Source organism: Vibrio sp. 1F169, from assembly GCF_041439605.1.
Classification (GTDB): Bacteria; Pseudomonadota; Gammaproteobacteria; order Enterobacterales; family Vibrionaceae; genus Vibrio; species Vibrio tasmaniensis_A.
This window is the reverse complement of the sequence record NZ_JBGOOI010000175.1, coordinates 1-1,296: the sequence shown is the minus strand read 5'-3', so window position 1 is coordinate 1,296 and position 1,296 is coordinate 1. Positions and strand designations below refer to the sequence as shown.

Sequence of the window (1,296 nt, the reverse complement as noted above, 5' to 3'; positions counted from 1 at the left end):
ACCCTTTTAAGATCCGCGCGTATTCTGGCGGTAGGGTTTCTACCTTACCGCTTCGAAGCAACCGGCGAGACTTAAATCCGATCTCAAAAGGCGTCTTAGGGTTCCGCGCGTTCTCTTCTTCAACGACACGTTGATACAATTCAATCAAATCCAGCTTCCGATCCTTACGCTTACGGCGATACTCCGCATCGTAACTCGATTTATCGAGCGGGGGAGGGGAGGAGTCGTGTCCAGGCGTCTTCATAACATTCACCGTCCACGTTTAAAGCACACAGCACTTCATCCCGAGGGATAAACAAGCGGTGTGATTGAGAATGTGTTGTTTGGGCTTTAGCCCACGCCAAGGCTGAGTCAAAGGAGTCATATTTTGAGGTCCAATAGGTTTTTGGGGAGTGTTTAGATTGGTTGTCCAAACGGTGAAATTTCACGCTATCTCAACCGAAGAAACAAATCAAATCCCGTTTTTTAGACACAAAAAAGCCGGCTACTATTGGGAAGCCGGCTTTTTTGCAAGTGCTATATGGTCAGAGTACCACCTCTAACACACTCTAAATCTTAGAAAAAACACACTACATAGGGCACTACTGGTTAGCAGCCAATGTAGTGTGTTTTAACCTTAACGACCTAAAGCAAGTATAGCGCAGCATCGCCTGATATTTCAATCTTTAAGTAACCTTGTGGTTTTTCCCTTTACATAATCTAAATAATACGCACGGATAAAAAACCGATAAATAACAAAAAGATAACAAATAACCTTAGAAAAATTTATAGCACATTGAGGGAGTGAAATTAAAATAATTAATATATTAATTATGCCTAATAACAATAGCGCCAACATTAAAACCCCATTTATTTTCTTTAAAATCAGCACCTTAATTTGGTGCGTATTATTTAGATTATGTTAAATTCAAGAAATGATAAGTAAGTCACAAACTCAACAAAATTAGACGCCAGTGAGCGATTACATGACTCATTGATGTTTCGGTCTAAACGAGAGCGTTTCGGTTTTTTCTATTTAGGAAGACTTTTGTATGAATTTTAAATCAGAATGTAGGGTTGAGAACAAGGAAGTCGGTATCGCTTTTAATCTCTCATCAAAGGCGAATAAAACGTTAACGCTCTCGGCGAAAAGAGCAGAGCGGGCCAAAAAGCGCGAAGGGAAACTTCGATTAGAAGATCACCTCAAACGTTTTCCTAATTGGTCGCTGTAACGAATGAGATTGCCGTCTGGGATTATTACCTCAGATGGCCTCGAAGGTGGGCTGCCTTCACGATTGCAAAAAGCGCCGCAGAGGG

Annotated in this window: 1 protein-coding gene and 1 pseudogene; one reads left to right on the top strand and one right to left on the bottom strand. The window is 41.4% G+C overall.

The window, feature by feature from the left end:
* Positions 1–244: pseudogene (locus ACED53_RS23435) on the bottom strand (hypothetical protein); the annotation flags it as partial.
* A gap of 787 nt (positions 245–1,031) precedes the next feature.
* On the opposite strand from ACED53_RS23435, the gene ACED53_RS23430 reads away from it, so the two are divergent.
* On the top strand, positions 1,032–1,211 hold the full coding sequence (locus tag ACED53_RS23430; protein ID WP_017097351.1) for a TraY domain-containing protein: 180 nt from the start codon (positions 1,032–1,034) through the stop codon (positions 1,209–1,211).
* Positions 1,212–1,296: the final 85 nt, after the last annotated feature.